The sequence below is a fragment of the Pseudomonas sp. DSV-1 genome (genome assembly GCF_035830915.1).
Taxonomy (GTDB): domain Bacteria; phylum Pseudomonadota; class Gammaproteobacteria; order Pseudomonadales; family Pseudomonadaceae; genus Aquipseudomonas.
The window spans coordinates 3,759,972-3,786,955 of the sequence record NZ_JAYMYG010000001.1; the positions used below are offsets into that span (position 1 = coordinate 3,759,972).

General features: G+C 59.2%; 23 protein-coding genes, 5 tRNA genes and 1 riboswitch. Of the genes, 15 read left to right on the top strand and 13 right to left on the bottom strand.

Annotated features, from left to right (window positions below):
- The first annotated feature begins 23 nt into the window (after positions 1-23).
- Complete coding sequence (locus tag VSQ83_RS17635; RefSeq protein ID WP_326427272.1) at positions 24-1,346, top strand: MFS transporter; 1,323 nt, start codon at positions 24-26, stop codon at positions 1,344-1,346.
- Between the two features lie 95 nt (positions 1,347-1,441).
- Positions 1,442-1,693 (top strand): hypothetical protein, encoded by a 252-nt coding sequence (locus VSQ83_RS17640; RefSeq protein WP_133077335.1) that lies wholly within the window; start codon positions 1,442-1,444, stop codon positions 1,691-1,693.
- Between the two features lie 120 nt (positions 1,694-1,813).
- Here VSQ83_RS17640 and VSQ83_RS17645 read toward each other — a convergent pair whose 3' ends face one another.
- Both VSQ83_RS17645 and VSQ83_RS17650 read right to left on the bottom strand, forming a co-directional pair.
- Positions 1,814-3,082, bottom strand: coding sequence for an MFS transporter (locus VSQ83_RS17645; RefSeq protein WP_133077334.1), 1,269 nt, complete (start codon positions 3,080-3,082; stop codon positions 1,814-1,816).
- Between the two features lie 116 nt (positions 3,083-3,198).
- Positions 3,199-4,155 carry a LysR family transcriptional regulator gene (locus tag VSQ83_RS17650; protein WP_133077333.1) on the bottom strand — a complete coding sequence of 319 codons (957 nt, stop codon included), beginning with the start codon at positions 4,153-4,155 and terminating at the stop codon, positions 3,199-3,201.
- Positions 4,156-4,261: 106 nt separating this feature from the next.
- Here VSQ83_RS17650 and VSQ83_RS17655 point away from each other — a divergent pair, with 106 nt between their 5' ends.
- From VSQ83_RS17655 to VSQ83_RS17685, 7 genes are all read left to right on the top strand, one after another.
- Positions 4,262-5,002: an SDR family oxidoreductase gene (locus VSQ83_RS17655; RefSeq protein ID WP_133077332.1), complete on the top strand. Its 741-nt coding sequence runs from the start codon at positions 4,262-4,264 to the stop codon at positions 5,000-5,002.
- 126 nt (positions 5,003-5,128) lie between these two features.
- Entirely contained in the window at positions 5,129-5,977 is an 849-nt protein-coding gene (locus tag VSQ83_RS17660; protein ID WP_133077331.1) for an ureidoglycolate lyase, read from the top strand.
- 38 nt (positions 5,978-6,015) lie between these two features.
- Positions 6,016-6,990, top strand: a complete 975-nt coding sequence (gene denD / locus VSQ83_RS17665; RefSeq protein WP_326427273.1) for a D-erythronate dehydrogenase — start codon at positions 6,016-6,018, stop codon at positions 6,988-6,990.
- Positions 6,991-7,141: 151 nt separating this feature from the next.
- On the top strand, positions 7,142-8,512 hold the full coding sequence (locus VSQ83_RS17670) for an MFS transporter (RefSeq protein WP_133077329.1): 1,371 nt from the start codon (positions 7,142-7,144) through the stop codon (positions 8,510-8,512).
- The gene (locus VSQ83_RS17675) at positions 8,509-9,393 is read left to right on the top strand and encodes an NAD(P)-dependent oxidoreductase (protein ID WP_133077328.1); all 885 of its coding nucleotides are present in this window, start codon (positions 8,509-8,511) and stop codon (positions 9,391-9,393) included. Before VSQ83_RS17670 ends, VSQ83_RS17675 begins: the two co-directional genes overlap by 4 nt.
- Positions 9,394-9,409: 16 nt before the next feature.
- A complete protein-coding gene (locus tag VSQ83_RS17680; protein WP_219262042.1) occupies positions 9,410-11,194 on the top strand; it encodes an IlvD/Edd family dehydratase in 1,785 nt (594 codons plus the stop codon).
- Positions 11,195-11,327: 133 nt separating this feature from the next.
- Complete coding sequence (locus VSQ83_RS17685) at positions 11,328-12,515, top strand: fumarylacetoacetate hydrolase family protein (RefSeq protein ID WP_326427274.1); 1,188 nt, start codon at positions 11,328-11,330, stop codon at positions 12,513-12,515.
- Positions 12,516-12,574: 59 nt separating this feature from the next.
- On the opposite strand, the gene VSQ83_RS17690 is transcribed toward VSQ83_RS17685, so the two are convergent.
- Positions 12,575-12,651: transfer RNA gene (locus tag VSQ83_RS17690), tRNA-Arg, on the bottom strand.
- Positions 12,652-13,267: 616 nt separating this feature from the next.
- On the opposite strand from VSQ83_RS17690, the gene VSQ83_RS17695 reads away from it, so the two are divergent.
- From VSQ83_RS17695 to VSQ83_RS17715, 5 genes are all read left to right on the top strand, one after another.
- Complete coding sequence (locus VSQ83_RS17695; protein ID WP_133077325.1) at positions 13,268-14,809, top strand: NCS1 family nucleobase:cation symporter-1; 1,542 nt, start codon at positions 13,268-13,270, stop codon at positions 14,807-14,809.
- Between the two features lie 55 nt (positions 14,810-14,864).
- On the top strand, positions 14,865-15,593 hold the full coding sequence (locus tag VSQ83_RS17700) for an aspartate/glutamate racemase family protein (protein WP_133077324.1): 729 nt from the start codon (positions 14,865-14,867) through the stop codon (positions 15,591-15,593).
- 233 nt (positions 15,594-15,826) lie between these two features.
- On the top strand, positions 15,827-16,057 hold the full coding sequence (locus tag VSQ83_RS17705; RefSeq protein ID WP_326397505.1) for a hypothetical protein: 231 nt from the start codon (positions 15,827-15,829) through the stop codon (positions 16,055-16,057).
- 29 nt (positions 16,058-16,086) lie between these two features.
- Positions 16,087-16,263 carry a PA3371 family protein gene (locus tag VSQ83_RS17710; RefSeq protein WP_219262041.1) on the top strand — a complete coding sequence of 59 codons (177 nt, stop codon included), beginning with the start codon at positions 16,087-16,089 and terminating at the stop codon, positions 16,261-16,263.
- A 273-nt stretch (positions 16,264-16,536) separates the two neighbouring features.
- Positions 16,537-16,863: an Arc family DNA-binding protein gene (locus tag VSQ83_RS17715; RefSeq protein WP_133077322.1), complete on the top strand. Its 327-nt coding sequence runs from the start codon at positions 16,537-16,539 to the stop codon at positions 16,861-16,863.
- Between the two features lie 112 nt (positions 16,864-16,975).
- Here the strand turns inward: VSQ83_RS17715 and mgtE are convergent, their stop codons facing one another.
- The 9 genes from mgtE to ltaE form a co-directional block, all read right to left on the bottom strand.
- Complete coding sequence (mgtE, locus tag VSQ83_RS17720) at positions 16,976-18,418, bottom strand: magnesium transporter (RefSeq protein WP_133077321.1); 1,443 nt, start codon at positions 18,416-18,418, stop codon at positions 16,976-16,978.
- Positions 18,419-18,716: 298 nt separating this feature from the next.
- Positions 18,717-18,793: transfer RNA gene (locus VSQ83_RS17725), tRNA-Arg, on the bottom strand.
- A gap of 70 nt (positions 18,794-18,863) precedes the next feature.
- Positions 18,864-18,940: transfer RNA gene (locus tag VSQ83_RS17730), tRNA-Arg, on the bottom strand.
- 70 nt (positions 18,941-19,010) lie between these two features.
- A tRNA-Arg gene (locus tag VSQ83_RS17735) sits at positions 19,011-19,087 on the bottom strand.
- 106 nt (positions 19,088-19,193) lie between these two features.
- Positions 19,194-19,284: transfer RNA gene (locus tag VSQ83_RS17740), tRNA-Ser, on the bottom strand.
- 61 nt (positions 19,285-19,345) lie between these two features.
- Complete coding sequence (gene csrA / locus VSQ83_RS17745; RefSeq protein WP_003175645.1) at positions 19,346-19,534, bottom strand: carbon storage regulator CsrA; 189 nt, start codon at positions 19,532-19,534, stop codon at positions 19,346-19,348.
- Positions 19,535-19,721: 187 nt separating this feature from the next.
- Positions 19,722-20,957 (bottom strand): aspartate kinase, encoded by a 1,236-nt coding sequence (locus VSQ83_RS17750; protein ID WP_019823401.1) that lies wholly within the window; start codon positions 20,955-20,957, stop codon positions 19,722-19,724.
- A gap of 83 nt (positions 20,958-21,040) precedes the next feature.
- Positions 21,041-23,659, bottom strand: a complete 2,619-nt coding sequence (gene alaS, locus VSQ83_RS17755; RefSeq protein WP_219263248.1) for an alanine--tRNA ligase — start codon at positions 23,657-23,659, stop codon at positions 21,041-21,043.
- A 146-nt stretch (positions 23,660-23,805) separates the two neighbouring features.
- The gene (gene ltaE / locus VSQ83_RS17760; RefSeq protein ID WP_133077319.1) at positions 23,806-24,810 is read right to left on the bottom strand and encodes a low-specificity L-threonine aldolase; all 1,005 of its coding nucleotides are present in this window, start codon (positions 24,808-24,810) and stop codon (positions 23,806-23,808) included.
- A gap of 215 nt (positions 24,811-25,025) precedes the next feature.
- Positions 25,026-25,195, top strand: a riboswitch (FMN riboswitch).
- 131 nt (positions 25,196-25,326) lie between these two features.
- Here ltaE and VSQ83_RS17765 point away from each other — a divergent pair.
- Positions 25,327-25,839, top strand: a complete 513-nt coding sequence (locus tag VSQ83_RS17765) for a 6,7-dimethyl-8-ribityllumazine synthase (RefSeq protein WP_326427275.1) — start codon at positions 25,327-25,329, stop codon at positions 25,837-25,839.
- Positions 25,840-25,966: 127 nt separating this feature from the next.
- Here the strand turns inward: VSQ83_RS17765 and astE are convergent, their stop codons facing one another.
- Positions 25,967-26,977 carry a succinylglutamate desuccinylase gene (gene astE / locus VSQ83_RS17770; protein WP_326427276.1) on the bottom strand — a complete coding sequence of 337 codons (1,011 nt, stop codon included), beginning with the start codon at positions 26,975-26,977 and terminating at the stop codon, positions 25,967-25,969.
- Positions 26,978-26,984: the final 7 nt, after the last annotated feature.

Here is a 26,984-nt window from a genome sequence, read left to right on the forward strand (position 1 = left end):
AAAAAAAAGAATCGGAGCACCTCATGTCCAACCCCGTCCTGCAACAGGCGCTGAGTAAAATTCGCTGGCGCATCCTGCCCTTTGTCGCGTTGATGTTCGCGATGGCCATCATCGACCGTTCCAACATCGGCTTTGCCAAACACGCCTTTCAGGCGGACACCGGCCTGAGCAACGCAGCGTTTGCGTTGGGCGCGGGGATTTTCTTTATTGGCTACGCGGTGTTCGAAGTCCCCAGCAACCTGATGCTGCACAAGATCGGCGCCCGCATCTGGCTGAGCCGGATCATGGTCACCTGGGGGCTGGTGTCGGCGGCGATGATGTTTGCCCACGACGAAACCAGCTTTTACATCCTGCGTTTTTTGCTGGGCGTGGCCGAAGCGGGTCTGTCGCCGGGGGTGGTGCTGTACCTGACCTACTGGTTCCCGCAGAACCAGCGCGGCTCGGCCTACGGCATCTACTATTTCGGCGTACCGGTGTCGCTGATGGTGGGCGGGCCCGTGTCGGGCTGGTTGCTGGAAACCGCGCAATTCGGCCTCACCGGCTGGCAATGGATGTTTGTGACCGAAGGCCTCGCGGCTTCGATCATCGGCGTGTTTGCGTTCTTCTACCTGACCGACAAACCCCGCGACGCCAAGTGGCTGAGCCCTGAAGAAAAGGCAGTCATCGAACACGAACTGGAAAAAGAACACCTGCTCAAGGCCAACAAGGGCCCTTCGTCGTGGCGCGCGGCACTGATCAACCCGGTGGTGCTGTACTTCACCCTGATCTATTTCACGATACAGGTCAGCGTCTATGGGGTGCTGTTCTACCTGCCGACGCGGATCGCCGAGTTGCTGGGCACCGGCATTGGCTTGAAAGTCGGCGCACTGACTTCAATTCCGTGGATTGCCACCGTGTGCATGCTGTACCTCGTGACTCGCCATGCCGACCGCACAGGTCAGCAAACCCGCTTCGCCGCGCTGATGCTGGCATTGGCGGCAGTGGGCATGGTGGGATCGACATTGAGTGGCAGCCTGCCACTGGTGATTTTGGCGTTCTGCGTGGCAGCCGCCGGTTTTATTACCGTGCAACCGTTGTTCTGGACACTGCCTACCCGCTTTTTGGGCGGCGCGGCGGCGGCCAGCGGGATTGCGGTGATTGGTGCGCTGGGCAACCTGGGTGGTTTCCTGGCACCCACGGTCAAAACCTGGGCCGAGGGCTACTTCAACAACCCCCATGCAGGCATGTACTTTTTGGCCGGGACGGCGTTGCTGGGCGCGCTGATGTTGATCCGCTGTGCAAGAACCGGACAAGAACCCGGCATCCAGGTTGATTCACCGTCCGTGACAGCACCTGCGACACGCTGACCGCAGCGGCGGGTATTAACACGGGTCACATGTGAGCTACATTGGGAAACAGTTGGAATCAAAACAACAGCCCGAAATCTCACAAAGGGTGACCCGTGAATACCAATCAAAAACTGAGAACTTTCGACCTGATTCGCGAAGCGGTACTGCCCGAGTACCGCGACCGGGTGAACGAGTACCTGAGCCTTTATGAAGAGGCGCTCCAAAGCGAAAGCACCCGCACTGCCGATAGACACGCCAGCGCCCATCAACTGCGGGGCTACCTGCGCGGCCTGAACACCACCCGGGTGCTGGGCATGGCTGACTGGGAAGAGCTGGACCGACGCATTACCGAGTCGTGGTTGTAACGGTAAACACCTATCCCCCCTGTGGGAGCGGGCTTGCTCGCGATGATATCGACGCGGTAGTTCAGATACACCGTGTCGCCCGAATCGCGAGCAAGCCCGCTCCCACAAACCCTCTCTCAGTCAGGCGGGGACAAACGCAGCCTGCGGTGCCTGCGGGGCTTTCGGCTCCTTGAGCAGCGCAAAGTAGGCGAAAGCCGAACACGCAGCCACCACCGCACTGATCACGAATGCCGAAGAAAACGAGCCGCTCTGCTGAACGCTGAACCCCGTCAGGATCGGGGCTATGGAGCCCGCCAGATAACCGCCAAAGTTCTGGATCGAACCAAACGAAGCGACACGCTCCGACGGCACGATGGTGTTGACGATCATCCACGCCGTGGCGCTGGAGATGTTGATGAAGAACATGGTCAGGCACAGCAGGATCACGCACGCCACCACGTTGGTGGTAAACGCCACGATCAGGGTAAACAGCGCCCCGCCCAGCAGGCCCAGAATCACCATCAGTTTTCGGCTGGCCAGTACCCGCATGCCCCTCGCCACCAGGCGGTCGCAGCATTTGCCGGCGACGATGGTGCCCAAGGCGCCGAACAGGTAAGCCAGCGATACCACCCAGGCCGTGCGGTACAGGTCCAGGCCATGCTCGCGCTCAAAGTAGCCGGGCAGCCAGGTGAGATTGAGCCAGATCATGTAGATCACGCCCATGAACCCGAGGAATGCACCCCATGTATTGCGGTCCTTGAACAGCGAGGTCCAGCGCACTTTCGGCGCCTTGGCCTGCTGCACCGGTACCGGTTCTGCGCGGCCTGTTTCGGCCATGTATTGCGCTTTGCTTTTGTAGAACTTGAACCAGCACACCGCCAGTAACAGGCCCATCACACCGGTCAGGATGAACATCCCGCGCCAGCCCAGATGCACCATGAATACGGTCAACAAAGGCGGCGCCAGGCACGGCCCGATGCAGGTCGAGGACCACACCCAGCCGGTTGCCGTGCCCCGCTCCTGGGTGTCGAACCACTCCGACAAGGCCTTGGCCGCCGAAGGAAAGACCGGTGCCTCGCCAATCCCCAGCAATACCCTCAGCCCGACCAGATGGCCGTAGCTGCTGAATAGCCCGAAAGCCGCCTGCGCTACCGACCACACCACCAGCGAGCCACCCAGTGCCAGCTTGCTGCCCAGCTTGTCGATCAAGGCACCGAGAGGGAGTTGGGAGAAGGCGTAGGCAATGGAAAAGGCAGAGAGCATCACGCCCATTTGCATCGGGCTGATGGCCAGGTCTTTCTGGATGGTGGTGTTGGCGATGGACAGCGCGCTGCGGTCCAGGTAGTTGACCACGCCAATCAGGAACAGGAAGAAGATTGTCAGCGTCTTGTAGCTTTTTATTGTTCTCATTCGCGCCTCTCATGAGCGGTTTCGCCCCTACCCGGCAGGTGGGGCGACGCTCACTTTAGAGGGCGATCTGGCCTGTGCCCAATCACATGATTGGATCAGTTAATAACTGAGGGTTATCAAGATGTCTGGCGAGCACCGCGCAGGGCATCGGGACCACTTAACAGGGCATCGATAAAGGCTTTGGCAGACCACTGAGGCACTTCGTTGCGCCGGGTAATCACGCCGTAATCCGCCAGTACCAGGGGAAACGGCAACGCCAGACGGGTCAAGCGCCCGGCCTGGATTTCCGGCTCGACCATCGACTCCGCCAGCATGGCCACCGCAGGCGTTGTTTGCAGCAGTTGCATGGTGGTTTGCAGGGACACGGTTTCCACGGTGTTTTCAGGGGTTTGCATACCCGCCTCGACAAAGGCTTTTTCTACCCGCGCCCGCATCGGTGTGCCCGTGGGGTAAATCACCCAGGGCCAACTGCCGAGTTCGGCCAGGGGGACTTCGCTGGCACCCGCCAACGGATGCTGACTGCCGGTGACCAGACACAACGGCTCCGGCGCCAGCGCCTGGAACTCGAACAGTTCACGGTGACGGTCGAGGGTAAACCGGGCCACCACCAGGTCCAGTTCCTTGTGTTCAAGCAGGGTCAGCATGTTGGCACTGGTGCCTTCAAGCACTTGCACGGTGAGCAACGGCCACTGCTGCTTGACCCTCACAATCGCCGCGGGCACCGCCAGAGCCGTTGCCGCATAGATAGTGCCGACCTTCAGCAGGCCATGCCCGCCCTGGCGCAGATGATTGATCTGGCTGACGAACTGGCCGGTATCGTTCAACGCGATCTGGGCGAACCGGGCCACGTGGGTACCCAGATCGGTAAGCGTCATGCTGCGCGGCAAGCGGGCAAAGACGTCGAAACCCAATTGGTGCTCGATCTCACGCAACATCTTGCTGACTGCTGGCTGGCTGATGCTCATTTCCTGCGCGGTGGCATGCATGTTTTGCGTGCGCGCCAGCGTGTCGATAAGCACCAAATGGCGAAACCGCAGCCAGTTGCACAGTTGGTTAAACCCGACATCCGCCATCCGATAACCTCCGGTTATTAAGTCCTGAGAATATCTCATTGGCGATTATCGCAAAGCAACTTTAGTGTGAAGGGGTTGCGCCAAATAATAACAACGGACTCTTGTCATGAACCTAGCCAACAAACGCGTTCTGATCACCGCTGCAGCGCAGGGCATAGGCCGCGCATCGGTACTGGCCTTTCGGGATGCCGGCGCTCAGGTCATCGCCACCGACCTGCATATCGAAGCCTTGCACGACATTCCCGGCATTCAAACCCTGTCTCTGGACGTGACCCGTGCCTCGGACATTGACGCGATCTGCCAACAGGTGGGCAACGTGGACGTGCTGTTCAACTGCGCCGGTTACGTGCACAGCGGTGCCGTCCTTGAGTGCGACGAACAGGCCTGGCAATTCTCTTTCGACCTCAACGTAACGGCCATGTACCGGATGATCCGTGCCTTCTTGCCAGGCATGTTGAGCAACGGTGGTGGCTCGATCATCAACATGGCTTCGGTGGCCTCCAGCGTCAAAGGTGTGCCCAACCGCTTTGCCTACACCGCCAGCAAAGCCGCCGTGATCGGCCTGACCAAATCGGTGGCCGCCGACTACGTAGGCCAGGGCATTCGCTGCAACGCCATTTGCCCCGGCACGGTGGACTCCCCGTCGCTGCGCCAGCGCATCGCCCAGCAGGCACTTGAGCAAGGGCGCTCCGAAGCCGAGGTGTACCAGGCTTTCGTCGACCGCCAGCCCATGGGCCGCATTGGCAACGCTGAAGAAATCGCCCGGTTGGCGCTGTACCTGGCCAGCGATGCCAGCAGTTACACCACCGGCACGACCCAGGTGATTGATGGCGGGATGAGCAACTGAAACCAGACTCACTGTAGTCGCTGCCGAAGGCTGCGATGGGTAGCGCAGCTACCCCGCTTTTGAAGGGCCTGCGGCAGCGGCTACAGGAAATGGCTGCACTCTTCTTATTTGGATAAAGGAGCTTTTATGAAACTGCTGCGCTACGGCGATAAAGGTCAGGAAAAACCCGGTCTGCTGGATGCTCAAGGCAATATCCGTGATGTGTCGGCGCACATCGCCGATGTCGCAGGCTCCGCGCTCAACCCCGAAAGCCTGGCCGCACTCAGCAAGATCGACCCCGCCACCCTGCCGCTGGTCAGTGGTTCGCCCCGTATCGGCGCCTGTGTCGGCCAGGTCGGCAAGTTCATCTGCATCGGTCTCAACTATGCGGACCACGCCGCAGAGTCCGGTCTGGCCGTGCCGTCGGAACCGGTGGTGTTCAGTAAATGGACCAGCGCCATCTGCGGCCCGAACGATAACGTAGAAATTCCCCGCGACTCGACCAAGACCGACTGGGAAGTCGAGTTGGGCGTGGTGATCGGCAAGGGCGGCCGCAATATCAACGAACACAACGCACTGGAACACGTGGCCGGTTACTGCGTGATCAACGATGTGTCCGAACGCGAATGGCAGCTGGAGCGTGGCGGCACCTGGGACAAGGGCAAGGGGTTCGACACCTTCGGCCCCCTCGGCCCGTGGCTGGTGACCCGTGATGAAATCACCGATCCACACCAGCTCGACCTGTGGCTAGAGGTAGATGGACAGCGCTACCAGAACGGCAATACCCGCACGATGGTGTTCCAGATCCCGGCATTGATTGCCTACCTGAGCCGCTGCATGTCGCTGCAACCAGGCGATGTGATTTCCACCGGTACGCCACCGGGTGTGGGCCTGGGCGTCAAGCCGTCGCCGGTCTATCTGCGCCCGGGTCAGGAAATGCGCCTGGGCATCAGCGGCCTGGGCGAACAGCGCCAGCGCACCGTGCAGGCCGACTGATTCACCGCTCAAACAACTATAAGAAACAGGGGCTGTACATGAGAATTCTAATCACCGGCGGTACCGGCTTTATCGGCAAGCAACTGGCTCAGCGTCTGCTTGACCTGAACACCCTGACCCTCGAAGGCCAGGCACCTCGTGCCATTGAACGCATCGTGCTGTTTGATGCCTTTGCGGGCGAAGACCTGCCCAGTGATCCGCGCATCGAACTGGTGACCGGTGATGTGGCTGACCCTGAAGTCATCGCCCGGGTGACTGACGGCGTGGATCTGGTATGGCACCTGGCAGCGGTGGTCAGCTCGGCTGCCGAGGCGGATTTCGACCTCGGCATGCAGGTCAACCTGCACGGCCTGATGTTGCTGCTCGAAACCCTGCGCAAACAGGGCAACGCACCGCGCTTTGTGTATGCCAGCGGCTTCGCCGTATTTGGCGGCACGCTGCCGCCTGTGGTCGATGACAACACCGTACTCACCCCTCAGTCCTCCTACGGCATGCAAAAAGCCGTGGGCGAACTGCTGGTGGCCGACTATGCGCGCAAGGGCTTTGTCGATGGCCGCGTGCTGCGCCTGCCAACGGTGGCCGTGCGCCCCGGCAAGCCGAACAAAGCGGCATCGACCTTCTTCAGCTCGATCATCCGCGAACCGCTGGCAGGCCTGCCTGCCGTCTGCCCGGTGCGCCCGGACACCCAGGTGTACCTGACCTCGCCGCGTCGCATTATCGAATCGATGTTGCTGGGCATGACCCTGTCGCCGCAAACCCTGGGCAACGAACGCATCATCCCGCTGCCGGGTGTGACCACCACCGTGGCGGACATGGTCTCGGCGCTGCAACGGGTCGCCGGTGAGGACGTCACCCAACTGATTCACTGGGAGCCGGACGCCACCATCCAGCGCATCGTCGAAAGCTGGCCGAGCAAGGTCCAGGCCCCTCGCGCCCGGGCACTGGGCTTTACCGCCGACCCGGACTTCGACGCCATCGTGCGCGCCCATATCGAGGATACGGCCCCCAAATAACCCCACACCTCTGTGGGTGCGGGCTTGCTCGCGACGGGATCGATGCGGTTGTTCAGTGACACCGCGTCGCCTTTATCGCGAGCAAGCCCGCTCCCACAAAAAGCAAAAAAGCTCGCGTTACACACAACAATAAAAACTGAGGCCGTGCGATATGACCACAACGCCACTTCCCGATGTCTCCGACATCGAACAACAGACGATCAAGCGCGTTACCAAACGCATGATCCCCTTTCTTATCCTGCTGTTTGTGGTCGCCTTCCTGGACCGCAACAACGTCGGGTTCGCCGCACTGCGGATGAACGAAGACATCGGCATCAGCCAGACCATCTATGGCCTGGGCGCGGGTATTTTCTTCCTCGGCTACTTCATGTTCGAAGTGCCGAGCAACATTCTGCTGCACCGCTACGGCGCCCGTGTCTGGATTGCACGGATCATGGTGACCTGGGGCATCATCGCAGGGGCCATGGGCTTTTTGCAGACGCCCGTGCACTTCGTCTCCCTGCGCGTACTGCTGGGTATCGCTGAGGCCGGGTTCTTTCCGGGGGTCATTTACCTGCTGTCGCTGTGGTTCCCGAGCCGTTACCGCGCCCGCATGATCGCTACCTTTTACCTGGGCGTTCCCATTGCACAAATCATCGGCGCGCCCCTGTCGGTAGGCCTGATGGAACTGGGCGATGCCTGGGGCTTGGTCGGCTGGCGCCTGATGTACATCGTTGAGGCCGTACCGGCCGTGATCCTCGGTGTGGTGTGCTACTTCTACCTCACCGACCACCCGGCGGATGCTCACTGGCTGACCGACAAACAGCGCAACTGGCTGATCAACACCCTGGCCCAGGAAGAGCGCAACAAACCGCTGGTGGTGGGCATTCAACCGACCAAAGGCCAGATGATCCGCAAGGCACTGTGCAACCGTCAGGTATGGCTGCTGGCGCTGGTGTATTTCGGCATCACGTCGGGCTCCAACGCGATGAACTTCTTCATGCCCACCGTACTGGCCTCGTTCCGTGGCTCGTTCGGGCTGGAGATCGGCCTGATGCAAAACGGCCTGATCACCGCCATCCCGTACGCCGTCGCCGCTGTGGCGATGATCTGGTGGAGCCGTCGCTCTGATCGCCTGCAAGAACGTCACTGGCATGCCGGCGGCGCCGCCATGCTCGCGGCCGTGTCCATTGCCGTGGCGCTGTGGCTCAACCAGCCGTGGATCATCGTCGTCGGTTTCATCCTTCTGGCGATGGGTGTTTACAGCGCGATCAACGTGTTCTGGGCCGTCCCGGGGCAAGTACTGACGGGCGTCGGGGCCGCCGTGGGGATTGGTCTGATCAACTCCATCGGTAACCTCAGCGGCTTTATCGGCCCTTACCTGACCGGCTATCTGTTCACCGTCACCGGCAGCTACACCCCAGGCTTCATGGTGATTGCTGCACTGGTCGGCCTGGGTGGCCTGGGCATGGTGCTGATGCCACGCAACAAGGTGTCGCAGATTGGCGAGCAAATGGTCCCGGCGGCTGGAGGCAAAGCATGAGCCTGCCAACCGTAGCCTTCATCGGTACCGGGATCATGGGCCAGCCCATGGCCCGCAACCTGCTGCACGCAGGCTTCCCGGTGCGGGCATGGAACCGTTCTTCCGCCAGGGCGCAGGCACTCGCGGCACAAGGTGCCGAGGCTTTTCAGGCCCCGGCGCATGCCGCAAACGGCGCCCAGGTGCTGATCTGCATGCTCAGCGATGGCCCGACCTGCGACGAGGTGCTGTTTGGCGAGAACGGCGCTGCCTTGGCCTTGGCGCCGGGTGCGCTGGTGATTGTGATGAGTTCGATCCCGGTCGACACCGCCGCCGCACAGGCACGGCTATGTGCTGAACGGGGCCTGCGCTACCTCGACGCCCCGGTGTCGGGGGGCGAGCGTGGGGCGCGGGAAGCCAGCCTGGCGATCATGGTCGGTGGTGAAACCGTGGCCTTCGAGCAAGGCCGCGAGGTGCTGGCCGCCATGGGCCGCCCGGTACACGTCGGCCCGGCGGGCACTGGCGAACTGTCCAAACTGGTCAACCAGTTGATTGTCGCCAGCACCATCGCCACCGTCGCCGAAGGCCTGCTGCTGGCCGAGCGCGGCGGCGCCGACCCGTCAAAAGTCCACGAAGCGTTGATGGGGGGCTTCATCGATTCGCCGATCTGGCGTCAACACGGCCAACGCATGCTTAACAACGACTTCACCCCCGGCGGCCCGGCCAAGTGGCAACTCAAGGACACCCGGACCGCCCTCGCCCAAGCGCAAAAGCTGGGCCTGAACCTGCCCGTGGGCACCCTGGTGGACAGTCTGTTTGCAGCGATGGTCGAGGCCGGTGACGGCGAACTCGACCACGCCGGACTGATCCGCCAAGTGCGCCGCAACAACCCTTTGCCCGAATAATCTGCTGGAGCCTGCCATGACCGATTCAACCCCACGCCGCCTGCGCAGCCAGCTGTGGTTCGACGATCCAAGCCACGCCGACCTTACTGCGCTGTACGTTGAGCGCTACATGAACCAGGGCCTGACCCGGGCCGAACTGCAATCGGGACGGCCCATCATCGGTATTGCCCAGACCGGCAGCGACCTCACGCCCTGCAACCGCCACCACATCGAACTGGCCAAGCGGGTCAAGGACGGTATTCGCGACGCGGGGGGCATTCCGATGGAATTCCCGGTGCACCCGATCGCCGAACAGTCACGTCGCCCAACCGCGGCGCTGGATCGCAACCTCGCCTATCTGGGCCTGGTGGAAGTGCTTCACGGCTACCCGCTGGACGGCGTCGTGCTGACCACCGGCTGCGACAAGACCACCCCGGCCTGCCTGATGGCGGCGGCCACCACTGACTTGCCCTCTATCGTGTTGTCCGGCGGGCCAATGCTCGACGGCTGGCACAAAGGCCAGCGCATCGGCTCCGGCACCGTCCTGTGGCATGCGCGCAACCTGCTCAGCGCAGGGGAGATCGACTACGAAGGGTTCATGACCCTGACCACGGCTTCATCGCCGTCCGTGGGCCACTGCAACACGATGGGCACCGCGCTTTCCATGAACGCACTGGCCGAGGCACTGGGCATGTCGCTGCCTGGTTGCGCGAGCATTCCGGCACCGTACCGCGAGCGCGGTCAAATGGCCTATGCCACCGGCATGCGCATCGTCGACCTGGTGCGCGAAGACGTGCGCCCATCGCACATCATGACCCACGCCGCATTTGAAAACGCCATCGCCGTGGCCTCGGCACTGGGCGCGTCCACCAACTGCCCGCCACACTTGATTGCCATTGCCCGCCACAGTGGCATCGATCTGTCGCTGGAAGACTGGCAGCGTGTGGGCGAAGACGTCCCGTTGCTCGTCAACTGCATGCCTGCCGGTGAATACCTTGGCGAAAGCTTCCACCGCGCGGGCGGCGTACCGGCAGTGATGCATGAACTGGACAAGGTTGGGCGCCTGCACCGCGACTGCCTCACCGTCAGTGGCCGCAGCATGGGGGAAGTAGTTGCCGACACCGTCACCGGCGATCGCGACGTGATCCGCTCGTACGAAGATCCGCTGATGCACCGCGCCGGTTTTATCGTGCTCAGCGGCAACTTCTTCGACAGCGCCATCATGAAAATGTCGGTGGTGGGTGAAGCCTTCCGCAAGACCTATCTCAGCGACCCGTTGCAACCCAACAGCTTCGAAGCGCGAGCCATTGTGTTCGAGGGACCCGAAGACTATCAGGCGCGCATCAACGACCCGACGCTGGACATCGATGAACGCTGCATTCTGGTGATTCGCGGCTGCGGCACTGTCGGTTTTCCCGGCAGTGGCGAGGTGGTGAACATGGCACCGCCTTCCAACCTGATCAAGGCCGGGATCGACTCGCTGCCGTGTATGGGCGATGGCCGTCAAAGCGGCACCTCGGCCAGCCCGTCGATTCTCAACATGTCTCCGGAATCTGCCGTGGGTGGCGGCCTGTCGTTGCTGCGCACGGGGGATCGCCTGCGCGTCGACCTGAATGCGCGCAGCGTCAATTTGCTGGTGGACGAAAGCGTGCTCAACGAGCGTCGCCAGGAACCCCTGCCACCGCTGGCCCCGTCGCAAACGCCGTGGCAGGAACTGTATCGCCAACTGGTCGGCCAGTTGTCCACGGGCGGCTGCCTGGAACCGGCAACACTGTACTGGCGCGTGATCCCGGAAAACGGCCCGCCCCGCCACTCTCACTAAACACTATGGACACATGACCTGTGGGAGCGGGCTTGCTCGCGATGCAGGCGGCGCGCTCTCTCAGGTACACCGCAGTGGCGTCATCGCGAGCAAGTCCGCTCCCGCACTGCCCATTTTTTCAAGGATCAGGCCTATGCAAACGCTGCAATTGACCGTAGAAAACTCCCTGCCGAACGACTGGCAGCGCGCGACGCTGGTGGGTCGTGTATGGCTACCTGGCGAGCGTGGTGGTCCGGCCGTGGTGGTGATTCGAGACGGCGAGGTGATCGACTGCACCGCGCACTTCGCCACCCTGAGCGCGCTACTGGAAAGCGACAAACCGCTGCAAAGCGTACGCGAAATCAGCGGTACGGCCTTGGGTACGATTCAGGCCCTGCTGGCCAACAGTGGCGAGCAGCGTGACATGGCCAAGCCCTATCTGCTGGCCCCTGCAGACCTGCAAGTGATCAAGGCCGCAGGCGTGACATTTGCCGCCAGCATGATCGAGCGGGTCATCGAAGAAAAAGCAGGCGGCGATGCCCTGCGTGCTCAAGAGATCCGTGCCCTGGTGCAAGAAGTCATCGGTGACAACCTGCGCGACCTGCTCCCCGGCTCGCCCGAGGCCATGCGCCTCAAGCAGGTGCTGATCGAACAGAACATGTGGTCCCAGTATCTGGAAGTCGGTATCGGCCCGGACGCCGAGATCTTCACCAAGGCCCCGATACTGGCGGCGGTGGGCAGCGGTAATGCCATCGGCATTCACCCGGGGTCAAGCTGGAACAACCCGGAACCGGAAGTCGTGCTCGCGGTGGACAGCCAGGGCCGGATTCACGGCGCAACCCTGGGCAACGACGTCAACCTGCGCGACTTCGAAGGCCGCAGTGCGCTGCTGCTGAGCAAGGCCAAGGACAACAACGCATCCTGCGCACTGGGACCGTTTATTCGCCTGTTCGACGAACACTTCAGTCTCGACGACGTGCGCCAATGCGAAGTGACCTTGCGCGTCGAAGGCACGGACGGCTACGTACTGGACGGCAAGAGTTCCATGAACCAGATCAGCCGCGACCCGGCCAATCTGGCGGAGCAAACCCTCAATGCCAACCACCAGTACCCGGACGGCTTTGTGCTGTTTCTCGGCACCCTGTTCGCGCCCACAGAAGACCGCGACCATTCGGGTCAGGGGTTCACCCACAAGGCGGACGACGTAGTGAGCATTTCGTCACCCGCTCTGGGCGCCCTGCACAATCGCGTGACGGGTAGCGACCAGGCTCCACAATGGGCATTCGGGGTTGGGGCACTGATGAAGAACCTGGCGGGGCGCGGGCTGCTGGGCCAGGCCTGACTGATTGAAAGCCACAAAAAAGGCCCCGCCTGTTCAACAGTGCGGGGCCTTTGCGTATCTGGTGTCCCAGGCGGGGTTCGAACCTGCAACCTTCCCCTTAGGAGGGGGATGCTCTATCCAATTGAGCTACTGAGACAAATGACGGCGAGCATGGTAACGGTCATGCCTTTGTTTGTCATGTCGTGCGTGGCCTTTTTAACGGTCAGACACACGCCCCTTGACCGTTAATGCCGTGTAACCGTCAGACCTGACGCCCAGGACTTACGACCGATCACAACCTCACGCAGCTCAACGACAACCACAGGCGCATACAGCGCCTAATGATCGTATACAAAACGTCACATAACGGTGCACCCAACCGCGCCACAAACCTTTTATGCATCAAAAAGTAACAACCCTCTCTCTGGTCACAATTGACCACGATCCATCTCCCTTTCTGTTCGCTGGTTTTTCAGATGGCCCGCAAAAAATAAAAAATCCATTAATTTCATACAGATAAAAAACAGCATAGGGATCCGTGAACACGGCTACTGATCTGTGTGTTTCTGCTGGCATGAATATCGCTTACACCCACACGACACTTGTATACAAAACGAACAAAAACTAAGTACACATTGTTTCGTGGCCTGCTACATAAAAGCAGGCATACCGCGAATTCTCACAACCAGTGATTTCCGCTGCCGTGACGAAGATTTGTCGAGCCAACGCTCATGAACAGTCATCACACCAGCGGACATCAGGAGCTTGCCAGAATGCGTTCAAGACTCTCCGATACCCTCGCTCTGGATTTACCTTCACCGGTTTCAACTCCCCTCCCCGACTCCCTGGACGCTACTGCATCCACCCTGGCGCTCAGTCCGCGCCTGCACAACAGTGACCTGGCCCCCACTAAAACCGAAGGCCGCCGCTGGGGCCGCTACAGCATCTTTGCCCTGTGGACCAACGATGTGCACAACATCGCCAACTACTCGTTCGCCATCGGGCTTTACGCCCTGGGCCTCAACGGCTGGCAGATCCTGCTTTCACTCGGGATCGGCGCTCTGCTGGTGTTCAACTTCATGAACCTGTCGGGCTATATGGGCCAGCGCACCGGCGTGCCCTTCCCGGTCATCAGCCGGATAAGTTTCGGCATTCATGGTGCGCAGATTCCTGCGCTGATACGCGCGGTCATTGCTATCGCCTGGTTCGGTATTCAGACGTATCTCGCCTCGGTGGTGTTACGGGTGCTACTGGTGGCCGTGCATCCCGGTTTCGACGCTTACGACCATGACTCGATCCTTGGCCTGTCGAGCTTGGGCTGGGTGTGTTTTGTCGCGATCTGGCTGGTGCAGCTGACGATCCTGGCCTACGGCATGGAAATGGTTCGCCGCTACGAGGCGTTTGCCGGACCGGTCATTTTACTGACGGTACTGTGCCTGGCAGGCTGGATGTACTTTCAGGCCAACGGCACCATTGCCTGGTCAGACCGCGTGCCCTTGAGCACCGCCGAGGTGTGGCGCAACGTGTTTGCCGGAGCCGCGCTGTGGCTGGCGATCTACGGCACGCTGATCCTGAATTTCAGTGATTTCTCACGTTCATCGCCGTGCTGCAAAACCATCAAGGTTGGTAATTTCTGGGGCCTGCCGGTGAACATTCTGGTGTTTGCCGGTATCACCGTCCTGCTGTGCGGCGCCCAGTTTCAAATCAACGGCACCATTATCGAAAGCCCGACGCAGATTATCGCGTCGATCCCGAACACCTTCTTTCTGGTGCTGGGCTGCCTGGCATTCCTGATTGTGACGGTGGCGGTGAACATCATGGCCAACTTCGTCGCACCGGCTTTTGTGCTGAGCAACCTGGCACCCAGGCATCTGACGTTCAAGCGCGCCGGACTGATCAGCGCAACCCTGGCCGTGCTGATCCTGCCGTGGAATCTCTATAACAGCCCGCTGGTTATCGTGTACTTCCTGTCCGGCCTGGGTGCCCTGCTTGGCCCGCTGTACGGGGTGATCATGGTCGACTACTGGCTTGTACGAAAAGGCCGTATCGACGTGCCGGCGTTGTACAGCGAAGACCCGAGCGGCGCTTATTACTACAGCCGAGGCGTTAATTTACGCGCCGTCGCGGCGTTTATTCCTGCTGCTCTGATCGCCATCGTGCTGGCATTGGTGCCAGGTTTTCATACTGTTTCGCCGTTCTCCTGGATGATCGGGGCCGGCATCGCGGCAATGCTTTACCTGATCATCGCCAGGCGCCAACCCCACTACGCCCACGTCAGCGGCGAGTCGATCGCGGTCGACAACGCTGGCCATTGATACGTTTGCGGTCTGGCCAATTCAGACCGCCCACTCTTGATTTGAAGGAGCCCCCATGCGAATTCTCGTGGTCAATGTCAACACGACCGACAGCATCACCCAGGCCATTGCACGTCAGGCGCAGTCCGTCGCCGCGCCGGGCACCGAAATCATCGGGCTGACGCCCGGTTTCGGCGCCGAGTCGGTTGAGGGGAATTTTGAAAGTTATCTGGCCGCAATCGCGGTGATGGACTGCGTCATGTCCTACGACCAGCCCTTCGATGCCGTGATACAGGCCGGGTATGGCGAGCATGGCCGTGAAGGGTTACAGGAACTGCTCAACGTGCCCGTGGTGGACATCACTGACGCAGCGGCCAGCACCGCCATGTTTTTGGGCCGCGCCTATTCGGTTGTCACCACGCTGGATCGCACCGTGCCGCTGATTGAAGATCGCCTGAAACTGTCCGGGCTCTGGTACCGCTGTGCATCGGTGCGCGCCAGCGGCCTTGCCGTTCTGGAACTCGAATCTTCGCCGCAACGCGCGGTTGAAGCCATTGTTCACCAGGCAGAACTGGCCGTCAGCGAGGACAAGGCAGAGGTCATTTGCCTGGGCTGCGGTGGTATGGCGGGCCTTGATGAGCAGATTCGCCAGCGCACCGGCGTGCCCGTGGTCGATGGCGTTACCGCTGCGGTGACCATTGCCGAGTCGCTGGTTCGCCTGGGGCTGTCGACGTCAAAAGTACGCACTTACGCGACCCCACGGCCCAAGGTTATCAGTGGATGGGCCGAACGTTTCGGGCGATAACCGATCGCCTGCAGGCGATATCGACTGAATCCTTGCCAAGCCCGCTCCCGCGGGCTCTGGCCTGTATCGTGCAATTTGCACTACATCAAAAAGCCATCATTGCAAATTGCACTGAAACCCTCTTGAATACATACTCCAAGCAGCTGTTTTATAAGGGTTTTTAGCTCTTTAACAGTTGGCACGAAGACTGCTCTATTAACAGTATCCCGTCCATGCTCTCAGAGATGACCGCCATGAACAGCACCCTGTTACTGTTAAATGCCCTGGCACTGGCTGTTTTAGTGATTTTTCACTTTCAACCTGAACCCGCCACCGATGAGCAATACGTCCAGACCTATGACAAACCCCTCGCGCCGCTGCCGCAAGTGGCGGTCATGAATAGCGTGAGCAGCGCGACACCTCATCTGACTACAGACCACCCTGCAGCCAACCTGGCTCCCGAGGGTGAGCGCTGGGTCTTTTGAAGCGCATATTGAGAGGTTGGCAGTAAATCATGTCCAAAATTGCTTTGAGTTTGTTGATGCTGGCGCTATCAAGCCTTGCACTTGATGTCTTCGCCCGTAACGAATTCGGAAACCTGCCCTTGATCGCTGCGGGAGTATTTTTCAGTTGCTGGCTGGTGGCGCTGATCATCGGGCGCAGGTTCAAATTTGACCCGCAATTACGCTGAGAGCGCCCTTCTGCTGGAGAACAGACCTTTCAGGATGAACGGTGGATTTGTGCACTATCCACGTCGATGCATTTTTTTAATAATCACTACTGGCATAACGCCTTTATCCGGTTCAATATTTGTCACAGAATTGACGCCAGGGAAGTGGCAGATTTGAGGCATGATGCGCGCCTCCTAGCAATTCAGGTTGAACTTTGGCTATAAGGACGGTCTTAATCACATCCTGCGGCCAATTCCCGAGAACCGCTCCCCTGAACTAACCGGTTAACTAAAATGCGCCCATTGAAACAGGCAATTTACTCCAGCCGTACGGCTGACAAGTTCGTCGTACGCCTGCCAGACGGAATGCGCGAGCGCATCGCCGAAGTGGCTCGCAATCATCACCGCAGCATGAACTCAGAAATCATTGCTCGCCTTGAGCAAAGCCTTATTCAGGAAGGCGTACTGGGTGACGAACTCAGCATGCGCCTGGACAGCCCCGAGCTCTCCCTGCACGAGCGCGAACTGCTGCAACGCTTCCGCCAACTGTCCCATCGCCAGCAAAACGCTCTGGTTTCACTGATTGCTCACGACGCTGAGGCAGCTTCGGAGGAAGCCTGATTTAATTCAGGTAACAAAAAGCCAGCATTGCGCTGGCTTTTTTTATGGGCGCCATTTGCGCCAGAAACAAAAACGGCCTGATCTGACAGCTGTCAGATCAGGCCGCTGGCCGTCAGAGCAGGAAGATGGTTGCCAGCCCCAGGAAGATGAAGAACCCGCCGCTGTCAGTCATGGCTGTGATCATCACACTTGCACCCATCGCCGGGTCACGCCCAAGCCGGGCAAGTGTCATGGGGATCAAGACGCCCATCAGCGCTGCCAGCAGCAGGTTAAGCGTCATGGCCGCGGTCATCACCACACCCAGTGACCAGCTGCCGTACAACAGATACGCGACAACACCGATCACCCCACCCCACACCAGGCCATTGATCAAGCCCACGGCCAGTTCCTTGCGCATCAGACGCGAGGTGCTACCGGTATTGACCTGATCGAGCGCCATCGCCCGTACGATCATGGTAATGGTCTGGTTGCCGGAGTTACCGCCAATACCGGCCACGATGGGCATCAGTGCTGCCAGTGCCACCAGCTTCTCAATCGAACCTTCGAACAGACCGATCACCCGCGAAGCAATAAACGCGGTGACCAGGTTGACTGCCAGCCAGGCCCAGCGGTTACGCAGGGACTTCCAGACCGAAGCGAAGATGTCTTCTTCTTCACGCAGACCGGCCATGTTGAGCACTTCGTTCTCGCTCTCTTCACGGATCAGGTCGACCATTTCATCGATGGTCAATCGGCCGATCAGCTTGCCGTTCTTGTCGACCACCGGGGCCGAGATCAAGTCGTAACGCTCAAACGCCTGTGCAGCATCGTAGGCGTCCTCGTCCGGATGAAAACTTACCGGATCGCTGGCCATGACCTCGGACACTTGTTTCTCGGGGTCGTTGACCAACAAACGCTTGATCGGCAACACGCCTTTGAGCGCACCGTCGTAATCAACCACGAACAGTTTGTCGGTATGGCCCGGCAATTCTTTGAGGCGACGCAGGTAACGCAATACCACTTCAAGGCTGACGTCCTCACGGATCGTCACCATCTCGAAGTCCATCAGTGCGCCGACCTGATCCTCGTTATAGGACAGCGCGGAGCGAACACGCTCACGCTGCTGACCATCAAGGGTCTCCATCAGCTCATGGACGACGTCTCGCGGCAGCTCGGGGGCCAGGTCAGCAAGTTCGTCGGCGTCCATCTCCTTGGCAGCTGCCAGGAGCTCGTGATCGTCCATGTCGGCGATCAGGGTTTCACGTACCGAGTCAGAGACTTCAAGCAGGATGTCGCCATCGCGATCGGCCTTGACCAGCTGCCAGACCGTCAGGCGGTCGTCCAGTGGCAATGCTTCAAGGATGTAGGCAACGTCTGCGGAGTGCAGGTCTTCCAGCTTGCGCTGGAGCTCAACAAGGTTCTGCCGATGAACCAGGTTTTCAACCCGGTCATGGTGATGGCCTTCCTGACGATGAGTCAGGTCTTCGACCACACGCTGGCGATTAAGCAGCTCAATGACTTGAGCGAGGCGGCTTTGCAGGCTTTCTTGTGTTTTCTTTACTTCAACTTCGGTCATAGGCGAACTCCACTCCCAGCAGCAGGGCACGCCGGAAGGATCAATCAGTCAATTCATGATTGGAAAAACGGGATGCTGAGTTACTACTGGGTAAGTCCATGGAGGTATTCCACAAGCCCCGGCGGGGCTGACGGGCGCAATCATACACGGCTTAAAAATTAATGACGCAAAAATCTTGGCAATAACAAAAGCTTGCGCAGCACTGCCAGAATAATCAGAAGAGAAGTCGTCAGGATGACAGCAATAGCCAAATCGCAGATAGCAAAAAGCCCGCATAAAATGCGGGCTTTTTGGTGTTTGGTGCACTCGACAGGATTCGAACCTGTGACCGCTCGGTTCGTAGCCGAGTACTCTATCCAGCTGAGCTACGAGTGCAAGTTGTGCTTGATAAACCAGACCACCCTGGTTGAAGCCAAGTTAACCGCCGAAGCAATTGACTCTTAAATGGTGCACTCGACAGGATTCGAACCTGTGACCGCTCGGTTCGTAGCCGAGTACTCTATCCAGCTGAGCTACGAGTGCAAGTTGTGCTTGATAGACCAGACCACCCTGGTTGAAGCCAAGTTAATCGCCGAAGCAATTGACTCTTAAATGGTGCACTCGACAGGATTCGAACCTGTGACCGCTCGGTTCGTAGCCGAGTACTCTATCCAGCTGAGCTACGAGTGCATTTGAAGCGGCGCATTATAGACCGTTGAATCTCTCTGGCAAGATTTTTTTCAGTAAATTCAATAACTTACCGAAACTACCCAGACCCAACGTGCTACATGAATAATGGCGGAGAAGGGGGGATTCGAACCCCCGACACCCTTTTGAGATGTACTCCCTTAGCAGGGGAGCGCCTTCGGCCACTCGGCCACCTCTCCGCAACACGGGGCGTATAATAACCAGCCTTTTCCCCGCTTGCAACTAAAAACTTAAATAAAATTAGAGACTTGGTTCTTCATCCTTTTCTTTCTTGATCCGCAGGTAGATCTCCTCACGGTGCACCGCCACTTCCTTGGGGGCGTTCACACCGATACGCACCTGGTTTCCTTTGACGCCGAGTACGGTCACAGTAATTTCGCCATCGCCTATGATCAGGCTTTCCGCACAACGGCGAGTCAGAATCAGCATACTTTTCTCCTCACACTTTTCATTTCAGTGGCCACAGTCTGCAAAAAAAAAGGGCTTCGGGCTATTCGCTAAACAGCTATAGCCCGCCGCTCCTTAGTATTGACCAACATGACGAAACAGGAGGTCTTCGTTCATGCCCGTCAAAAAAACAAAGGGCGCGGATTAACCGCGCCCTCCAGACAACGCCTTACTCGCCCTGTCGGGCTGGCGCGTCCAAATCAAAAGCGGTGTGCAAGGAACGCACTGCCAGCTCCAGGTACTTCTCTTCAATCACCACCGACACTTTGATCTCGGAGGTCGAGATCATCAGGATGTTGATGTTCTCTTTGGCCAGGGACTCAAACATGCGGCTGGCAACGCCCGCGTGAGAGCGCATGCCCACACCGACAATCGAAACCTTGGCAATGTTGGTGTCGCCGACCACTTCACGGGCACCGATCTCACGCGCCGTGTTTTCCAGCACGCTTTGCGCAGCACTGTAGTCATTGCGGTGCACGGTGAAGGTGAAGTCGGTGGTGTTATCGTGCGCAACGTTCTGCACGATCATGTCGACTTCGATATTGGTCGCACTGATCGGACCCAAAATCTTGAACGCCACGCCCGGGGTGTCTGGCACGCCACGGATGGTCAGCTTGGCTTCATCGCGATTGAACGCAATACCAGAAATGATCGGCTGTTCCATGGATTCCTCTTCATCAATAGTAATGAGGGTGCCTGGACCCTCCTTGAAGCTGTGCAAAACGCGCAGCGGTACGTTGTACTTGCCTGCGAACTCGACCGCCCGGATCTGCAACACCTTGGAGCCCAGGCTGGCCATTTCCAGCATTTCTTCGAAGGTGATCTTTTCCAGACGCTGAGCTTTTGCCACAACCCGCGGGTCAGTGGTGTAAACACCGTCGACATCCGTATAGATCTGGCACTCATCAGCCTTGAGGGCCGCCGCCAGCGCCACACCGGTGGTGTCAGAGCCGCCACGACCCAGGGTGGTGATGTTGCCGTGCTCATCAACGCCCTGGAAACCTGCAACCACAACCACACGCCCGGCCTTCAGGTCGGCGCGAATCTTCTGATCGTCAATTTTCAGGATGCGGGCTTTGGTGTGCGAACTGTCCGTCAGGATGCGCACCTGGCTGCCGGTGTAGGACACCGCTGGCACGCCGCGCTTGTTCAGCGCCATTGCCAGCAGACCAATCGTCACCTGCTCACCCGTGGACACAATCACATCCAGCTCACGGGGTAACGGCTGATCGCTGATCTGCTTGGCCAGTTCGATCAGGCGGTTGGTTTCGCCGCTCATTGCAGATAGCACGATCACCAGATCATTGCCGGCTTCGCGGAACTTCTTAACTTTATCGGCGACCTGCTCGATTCTCTCGACAGTGCCGACCGAGGTGCCTCCGAATTTCTGTACGATCAAAGCCATTTCAAAGCAGCCTCAGCCCATAAAGGGCGCCCATTTATCATTCAAACGACGCGCCATCACTAGACGATGGCGCGTACTGGACCTCAGATACCCTGTTCGACAAATGGCACAGTCAGGGCCAATGCGGCATCAAGGGCTGCAGCATCAACACCGCCGCCTTGCGCCATGTCAGGACGACCACCGCCCTTCCCGCCCACTGCCGCAGCAGCCTGCTTCATCAAATCACCGGCTTTGAGTTGGCCAGTCAGGTCTTTGGTTACGCCTGCAACCAGTACAACCTTGTCTTCATGGACACTGCCGAGCAGGATCACCGCACGGCCGAGTTTGTTCTTCAGCTGATCTACCAGCGCCAGTAGCGCCTTGCCATCTTGACCGTCCAGGCGGGCAGTCAGGACTTTCACGCCTTTTACGTCCACCGCCGACGATGACAGATCGTCACCGGCCGCGCTTGCTGCCTTGGCCTGCAATTGCTCAAGTTGTTTTTCCAACTGGCGATTGCGCTCAAGTACCGCCGACAGCTTGTCGACCAGATTCTCACGAGAACCCTTGACCAGGCTCGCGGCTTCCTTGAGCTGCTCTTCGGCGGCGTTCAAGTAAGCCAGTGCGGCTGCACCCGTAACCGCCTCGATACGACGGATACCGGAAGCTACGCCGCCTTCGCTGATGATTTTCATCAGGCCGATGTCACCGGTGCGTTTGGCGTGAATACCGCCACACAGCTCAACCGAGAAATCACCACCCATGCTCAGCACGCGCACGTTGTCGCCGTACTTCTCGCCAAACAGCGCCATGGCGCCTTTTTGCTTGGCGGTTTCGATGTCGGTTTCTTCAGTCTCGACCTGAGTGTTCTTGCGAATCTGGGCGTTGACAATATCTTCCAGCGCCTTGATCTGCTCGGGCTTGATCGACTCGAAGTGACTGAAGTCGAAACGCATGCGCTGGCTGTCGACCAACGAGCCTTTCTGCTGAACGTGCTCGCCCAGCACCTGACGCAAGGCCGCGTGCAGCAAGTGGGTCGCCGAGTGGTTCAGTGCCGTGGCGTGACGCACATCGGCGTCAACCTGGGCTTCAACGGTTTCGCCAACATTCAGGCCGCCCGCGGCAACCACGCCGTGATGCAGGAATGCGCCGCCGGTTTTGGTGGTGTCGCGCACGTCAAAGCGCGCCGCGCCAGCTTGCAGGAAGCCGCAATCGCCAACCTGGCCGCCCGATTCGGCGTAGAACGGGGTCTGATCAAGAATGACCACGCCCTCGTCGCCTTCGCTCAGGCTGGCAACCGATTGACCGTCTTTATAGAGAGCAACGATGGTGGCCGAAGCCTGGGTCGCGCTGTAACCGACAAACTCGGTCGGCACGTCAACTTTAACCAGCGTGTTGTAGTCCAGGCCGAAAGAGCTGGCCGAACGTGCGCGAACACGCTGGGCTTCCATCTCGCGCTCGAAGCCTTCTTCGTCCACGGTCAGGTTGCGTTCACGGGCGATATCGGCCGTGAGGTCCATCGGGAAGCCATAGGTATCGTAGAGTTTGAACACCACGTCGCCAGGCACTACGGTGCCCTTGAGCTCTGCCAGATCCAGCTCAAGGATTTTCAGGCCCTGTTCCAGCGTCTTGGAGAACTGCTCTTCTTCGGCTTTAAGTACGCGCTCGATGTTGGCCTGCTCGCGCACCAGCTCCGGGAAGCTTTCGCCCATCTCGGCAACCAGTGCCGCGACGATCTTGTAGAAGAAGTTACCGGTAGCGCCCAGCTTGTTGCCGTGACGGCAGGCGCGACGAATGATGCGGCGCAGTACATAGCCGCGACCTTCGTTCGATGGCAGCACGCCGTCAGCAATAAGGAAGCTGCACGAACGGATGTGGTCAGCCACCACCTTGAGCGATGCCTGGCCTTCGTTGGCACAACCGATCGCGTCGGCTGCAGCCGTCAACAGGCTCTGGAACAGGTCGATGTCATAGTTGGAGTTGACGTGCTGCATCACCGCACTGATCCGCTCCAGGCCCATGCCGGTGTCTACCGACGGCGCTGGCAACGGATGCAACACGCCATCGGCGGTGCGGTTGAACTGCATGAACACGTTGTTCCAGATTTCAATGTAGCGGTCACCGTCTTCGTCTGGCGAACCTGGCGGGCCACCCCAGATTTCTGGACCGTGATCGTAGAAAATCTCGGTGCACGGGCCGCACGGGCCGGTATCGCCCATGGTCCAGAAGTTATCCGACGCGTACGGAGCACCCTTGTTGTCGCCAATACGGATCATGCGTTCGGCAGGTACGCCGACGTCCTGGGTCCAGATGTCATACGCTTCGTCATCGCTGGCGTAGACCGTTACCCAGAGCTTGTCTTTAGGCAGGTTGAGTACGCCGGTCAGGAAGGTCCAGGCGAAGTTGATCGCGTCTTTCTTGAAATAATCGCCAAAGCTGAAGTTGCCGAGCATTTCAAAAAAGGTGTGGTGACGGGCGGTGTAACCGACGTTTTCCAGGTCGCTGTTCTTGCCGCCGGCTCGCACGCACTTCTGGCTGCTGGTCGCTCGGGTGTAGGCACGTTTTTCTTGACCCAGGAAACAGTCCTTGAACTGGTTCATCCCCGCGTTGGTGAACAGCAGGGTCGGGTCGTTATTAGGGACCAAGGAGCTGGAAGGGACACGGGTGTGACCTTGCTCCTCGAAGAAGCGAAGGAAGGCTTCACGGATTTCTGCGCTTTTCATAGGTTCTTCCACGGAGGCTGCGGCCAGAGGCAAGTAAATCACGTCAATCGACAGTGCGACTCGCAAAGGGCCGCATTATATCGGCCCTTCGCCCCGGGTACAGCGTGTTTATACGATAGCGACAAGCAATTGGACGGATCGCAAGCTTATTGGCTGGAAAACTCGGCAAAAACGGCTATTACCTGTTCAATCTGGCTGCGATTGACATCCATGTGCGTCACCATTCGCAAGCGCGACGCGGCACTGAGCACAATCCCCTGCTCGGCCGCAAAGGCCTTGAGGGCTTCGGCCCGCTCACCGATCTGAACGTACACCATGTTGGTCTGCACCGGTTCGACGTCATAACCGGCCGCACGCAAACCTTCAGCCAGTAACTGGGCGTTGGCATGGTCATCGGCCAGACGCTCGACCTGATGATCCAGCGCATACAGACCGGCTGCCGCCAGTTGACCGGCCTGGCGCATGCCGCCACCGACCATTTTGCGCAAGCGCCGCGCCCTGGCGATCAAGTCAGCAGTGCCGCACAACACGGAACCCACCGGAGCGCCCAGTCCCTTGGACAGGCACACCGATACCGAATCGAAATGCCGGGTGATCTCACCCGCATCGACACCCAGCTTGACCGCTGCGTTGTACAGCCGCGCGCCATCAAGGTGCAGCGCCAGGCCATGTTCACGGGTCAGGCGACTGGCAGCTGCCAGATACTCGAGTGACAGCACCTTGCCCTGCATGGTGTTTTCCAGTGCGAGCAAACGCGTGCGGGCAAAGTGAAAGTCGTCAGGCTTGATTGCAGCTGCAACCTGCCCCAAGTCCAGCGAGCCATCAGCCTGAACCTCCAGCGGCTGTGGCTGGATGGACCCCAGAACCGCCGCTCCGCCGCCTTCATATTTATAGGTGTGCGCCTGCTGACCCACAATGTACTCATCCCCGCGCCCGCAATGCGCCATCAGTGCCAGCAAGTTGCTCATGGTGCCGGTGGGCACGAACAACGCTCTGGCAAAGCCCAGACGCAGCGCCAGTTCGGACTCCAGCTTGTTCACCGAAGGATCTTCGCCATACACATCGTCGCCCATCGGCGCACTCGCCATGGCCTCGCGCATGCCGGTGCTGGGTTGGGTAACGGTGTCACTACGAAGATCGATAACAGTCATTGGAGCGGCCTCGGCAATAAGTGATCAGCTCTGGATGCTAATCGGGGAGTTCCCTTTCGGACAAGAGTCGTGCGGCCAGGATTTGACATATTCAGCGGCTTGAGCGGGATCGCGCTGATAACCCAGCGAAAAAATTGATGGCTATTAGCCAAAAGCAGCCATGCATCTGCGAAAAAATTATGATACAAAATGTCCGCCACCAGAAAAGCTGGTGGCAACGTTCTCAGGGCGGGGTGCGACTCCCCACCGGCGGTAATTGCGCGCAATGCGCATAGCCCGCGAGCGCTTGGCTGATCCACCCGTTTGGGTTGTGGGCAGTCAAGGTCAGCAGACCCGGTGTGATCCCGGGGCCGACGGTCATAGTCCGGATGAAGAGAGAACGGGATTGGCGCCAAAGGGCCGTCAACCAGGTGGGCAAGTGGCGATGCCGAAAGGCCATGCGCTGCCCTCCTGAACGCACCCTTTAATCCCATTCGATTCATATGCCCTGTTTTTCACACAAACAGGAATCTGAACATGCAACCCACTGCAATCGACAGCAAAAACAAAAGCCACCACAACGAACGCGTGGCATTTATCCAGGCCTGCTGGCACAAAGATATTGTCGACCAGAGCCGTAAAGGCTTCCTGGCCGAAATGCTGGTACAGGGCTATCAGGAAAGCGACATCGACTTTTTTGAAGTCGGCGGTGCCTTCGAAATCCCGCTGCACGCCAAGCTGCTGGCCAAGACTGGCCGTTATGCAGGCATCGTCGGCGCAGCGCTGGTAGTGGATGGTGGCATCTATCGTCACGACTTCGTGGCCCAGACCGTGGTCAGCGCCTTGATGCAAGTGCAGCTGGAAACCGAAGTCCCGGTTTTCTCGGTCAGCCTGACACCGCACCATTTCCATGCAGGTGAAGAGCACCAGAAGTTCTTCTTCGACCATTTCGAACACAAAGGCCAAGAAGCCGCGAAAACCTGTGCCGACACCCTGCACAAAATCCGCACCATCAAGCGCATGGACTCCCAGCAAAAACGCGCGGTGTAAAGCCAGCTCTTGCAGGAGCGGGCTTGCTCGCGACTGGAGCGGCGCGGTTTGACTCTCTGACCGCGTCGCCTGCATCGCGAGCAAGCCCGCTCCCACAGTTATCCTTAACTGACAGGCACTGCCCTGGCTACGCTAACGCCAGAGCGCGAGCCGGCTCGATGATCATCCCGGCCCGCAGGCCGTTTTTCACCTTCGGGTTGGGAAAGATAATCCGCGCACCCTCTTCTTCGACAACCCATCGGGTCTTGCCCGCGTCTTGCGCCAGCAAGTAGCCCTTGGGCAACTCACAGAAATTTTCGACGTCCGCCGGCAAGTGCAGGATAAAGGCATCGCTGTGCTTGATCACCTCGCGGGCCACGCTGAACAGCTGCAAGCCTTCGAGCGAGTCATCGGCCAGTGGCAGCTCGGTGCCTTCGATCATCTGCTGCAAGCGCAGCTCAAGACGCTCGACATTGACTCCGCCGTTCTGCCCAAAAGGCCGGGCCTTGCCCAGCTCAAGGGTAAACGCCTCGGCGCCCAACTGATCGTAGGTGTAAGCACTGAACACAATCGATGGCTTATTCTGCAACAAGACCGCTTCCATCCCGGCTGCGCGCAAGCGGGCCAGCTCATCGCGAGAGTGGACACGCCCTTCTTTATAGGGATACAGCGCGAACTGCTCGATCTTCGACCCACGAATGGCCGTGTGCAAATCGTAATGAAGGCGGGAGCGCTCAGGGAGGCTGAAAAACGTTTCGGCCAGGTGTTCAAGTTCACACGCACGCAGAGCCTCGGGGCCACTGCTGCTTTCGTGGCGGCCGTTGAACAGCCGGTTAAGGTCTTCTTCGACAAAGCGCGCACCGGTGCGCATGGCACCCGGGTTGCCGAACAAGAATAGAATTCGTGCGCGGGGCTTGATAACGCCCCGGGCAATGGCCTGCAACAGGCGATCGAGCAATTCGATCGGCGCTGTTTCATTGCCGTGGATGCCGGCTGACAACAGCAGATCCATACCGTTGTCACTCGCCTGGGGCGGGCGTACTTCGAGCGCGCCCTCGGTCAGCCAGCGCATCCGCACGCCGTCGACAGTCAGTTGAGTTTTCTCGGCCGGTTCACGTCCGGCCAAGGTCAGTTCAAGCAGTTTGCCGAGAGCGAGCATGGTGCAT